We start from the raw sequence: 2790 nt of genomic DNA, 5'->3' as shown, positions 1-2790 counted from the left end.
GTAATCTATCAAACCCGTCTCTTTTTTTACGCCATAAAAAAACGGACGGTAATATTTTCCAGAAAAATTTACAGGAGATCCGTGTGTAAGATGTCCGCCCATACTTAAATCCAAACCAAGTATTGCATCGCCGGGTTTTAAAATACCCAGCATTAAAGCTGCATTTGCCTGTGCACCACTATGCGGCTGCACGTTTGCATATTCGCAATTAAAAACTTTTTTTATTCTGTCTATTGCAAGCTGCTCCACCTCATCAACAACCTCACAACCGCCATAATATCTTTTACCTGGATAACCCTCTGCATATTTATTTGTAAGGCAGGTTCCCATTGCTTCCATCACTTGTTTGCTCGTAAAATTTTCACTCGCAATCAGTTCAATACCATGTTGCTGTCTTTCAGCTTCCTGTTCAATCAAATCAAATAAAGCAGTATCTCTTTGCATAAATATTATTTTGAATTGTAAAGATAAGCACGGCAATTTTAAATTTTATTTTTTAGGAGCATGTGCATTTTCGCAAGATGAAACATTTGTATCCAACTCTACCAGCACCCATGTAAAGCAAAACTACAGCTCGTACCTCGCTTTGTTTGCTAACACGGGTTTCGGTACCTTTTCTACCTGCCTGCCTGCCGTCCTGCCTTCAGGTATGGGCTAACTTCATCAGTATATCTTTTTCAACTTTTATGTACAACCTTTTTCAATTTTATAATTTTTAAATCCTTTGTTTTAAAAATATTAATTTCACCCTCCAAAATTAAATGCTGCAAACTATGGTGTAACTTGTTACCAGCTAAATCAATATTATTTTAATGAAGGCTATTATACCAGTTGCCGGCGCAGGAACAAAACTTCGTCCACATACATATACTCAACCCAAAGCACTTATCCCGCTTGCGGGCAAAACCATTTTAAGTATTATTGTAGATCAATTAAAGGAAGCAGGTATAACTGACTTTATTTTTATAATTGGTTATCTAGGTGAAAAAATTAAGGATTACGTACAATTAAATTACCCGGAACTTAATACCCATTTTATTACCCAAAATGAAAGGCAAGGTACAGGCCATGCAATAGAAATTACACAAGAGATTGTTGGTGAAGATGAAGTGCTGATTGTATTGGGCGATACAATTGCAGAATTTGATATTGCTGAAATGATCAATACGCCTTACTCCGTTTTGGCAGTAAAAAGAGTTGACGATCCCCGAAATTTTGGTGTTGCAGAAATAGCGGAAGACGGTTTTATTACAAAAGTTATTGAAAAACCTGCCATCCCTAAAAGCAATATGGCATTGGTTGGTATATATAAAGTAAAAGAAACGACTATTTTATTTGAATGCCTGCATAAAATACAGGATTCAAAACTCCGCAGTTACGATGAGTTTAGTTTAACGGATGCATTAGAGTGTATGATTCAAAGAGGAGCAAGTTTTAAAGCAATGAAAGTTACCAATTGGTTCGATTGTGGTAAAAAAGAATCACTCATTGAATCAAACGCAATCCTTTTAAAAAAATTCGGCAGTTCTGTAGAAGAATCGAGCCACCATAAAAACAGCGTTTTTATTCCTCCCGTAAGCATTGGTAAAGGCTGTATAATCGGCAATTCTGTTATTGGTCCCAATGTTACCATTGGCGATAACACTACAATCAACCACGCCATTATAAAAGATTCAATTATTGGAGCGTATTCCAATTTGTACGAAATAGTTTTAAATAACTCACTCATCGGCAGCGATGCAGAAGTAAAAGGCGTGAGCAGAAATTTAAATATTGGAGACAATACCGCCATTGATCTTGGCGGTGGCACTAAATAAATCATTGTTTTTTATGAATGTTTTTTCAAATGAAATAACCCGGCTTTTTAATATTGAAAAACCAATTATACAGGCAGGAATGATTTGGGCAAGTGGCTGGCAGCTTGCAAGTGCAGTAAGCAATGCAGGTGGGTTGGGTATAATTGGCAGTGGCAGCATGTACCCAAACGTGTTGAAAGAACATATTATTAAATGCAAAGCGGCTACAGATAAACCCTTTGCAGTGAATGTACCCTTGCTTTATCCTAATATAGAAGAACATATTCAAATAATTATTGAAAACAAAGTACCCATCGTATTTACAAGCGCAGGTAACCCAAAATCATTTACTTCTATATTAAAAGCCGCAGGCATAAAAGTTGTTCATGTGGTAAGCAGCAGCAAGTTTGCTCAAAAGGCAGAAGCTGCCGGTTGCGATGCTGTGGTTGCTGAAGGTTTTGAAGCAGGTGGCCATAATGGGCGAGAAGAAACTACAAGTTTTGTATTAATACCGGCGGTTAAAGAAAAAATTTCTATCCCTGTTATTGCTGCAGGAGGTATTGCAACAGGTAGGCAAATGTTAGCCGCTATGATTTTGGGGGCAAGTGCGGTACAAATCGGTAGTAGATTTATAGTAAGCGATGAAGCCTCTTGCCACATTAATTTTAAAAATGCAGTTATTTCCGCCGGAGAAGGAGATACTGAACTCTCTTTGAAAAAATTAACACCCGTCCGCTTGTTAAAAAATAAGTTTTATGATGAGGTAAAAAGCGCTGAAAATCAGAACGCTAGTGTAGAAGAACTTTCCACTTTATTAGGGCGGGGAAGAGCAAAAAAAGGAATGTTTGAAGGAGATTTGGAAGAAGGAGAATTAGAAATTGGGCAAGCTTGTACCCAACTAAATAAAATACAACCTGCAGCAGAAATTGTTAATGAAATATGGGGTGAATACAATGCCCTGCTAAGGAGCTTTCACAAATAACGCTATATTTGC

General features: G+C 37.2%; 2 protein-coding genes and 1 pseudogene. 2 read left to right on the top strand and 1 reads right to left on the bottom strand.

Annotated elements, in window-relative coordinates; all coding sequences use genetic code 11:
• Window positions 1-444: pseudogene (gene glyA, locus H7254_RS05265) on the bottom strand (serine hydroxymethyltransferase); the annotation flags it as partial.
• Between the two features lie 368 nt (window positions 445-812).
• Between glyA and H7254_RS05260 the strand changes: the two are divergent.
• Window positions 813-1817 carry a sugar phosphate nucleotidyltransferase gene (locus tag H7254_RS05260; RefSeq protein WP_301931984.1) on the top strand — a complete coding sequence of 335 codons (1005 nt, stop codon included), beginning with the start codon at window positions 813-815 and terminating at the stop codon, window positions 1815-1817.
• A 13-nt stretch (window positions 1818-1830) separates the two neighbouring features.
• Window positions 1831-2778 carry a nitronate monooxygenase family protein gene (locus tag H7254_RS05255; RefSeq protein ID WP_301931983.1) on the top strand — a complete coding sequence of 316 codons (948 nt, stop codon included), beginning with the start codon at window positions 1831-1833 and terminating at the stop codon, window positions 2776-2778.
• Window positions 2779-2790 lie beyond the last annotated feature (12 nt).

It is taken from the genome of Ferruginibacter sp. (assembly GCF_014377975.1).
Lineage (GTDB): Bacteria > Bacteroidota > Bacteroidia > Chitinophagales > Chitinophagaceae > Ferruginibacter.
The sequence above is the reverse complement of the archived record's forward strand: the minus strand, read 5'-3'. Positions and strand labels throughout refer to the sequence as shown.

Excerpts from the sequence above, each read along its gene's own strand:
- H7254_RS05260 (WP_301931984.1), top strand. The coding sequence starts at position 813 with ATGAAGGCTATTATACCAGTTGCCGGCGCAGGAACAAAACTTCGTCCA.
- H7254_RS05255 (WP_301931983.1), top strand. The coding sequence starts at position 1,831 with ATGAATGTTTTTTCAAATGAAATAACCCGGCTTTTTAATATTGAAAAA.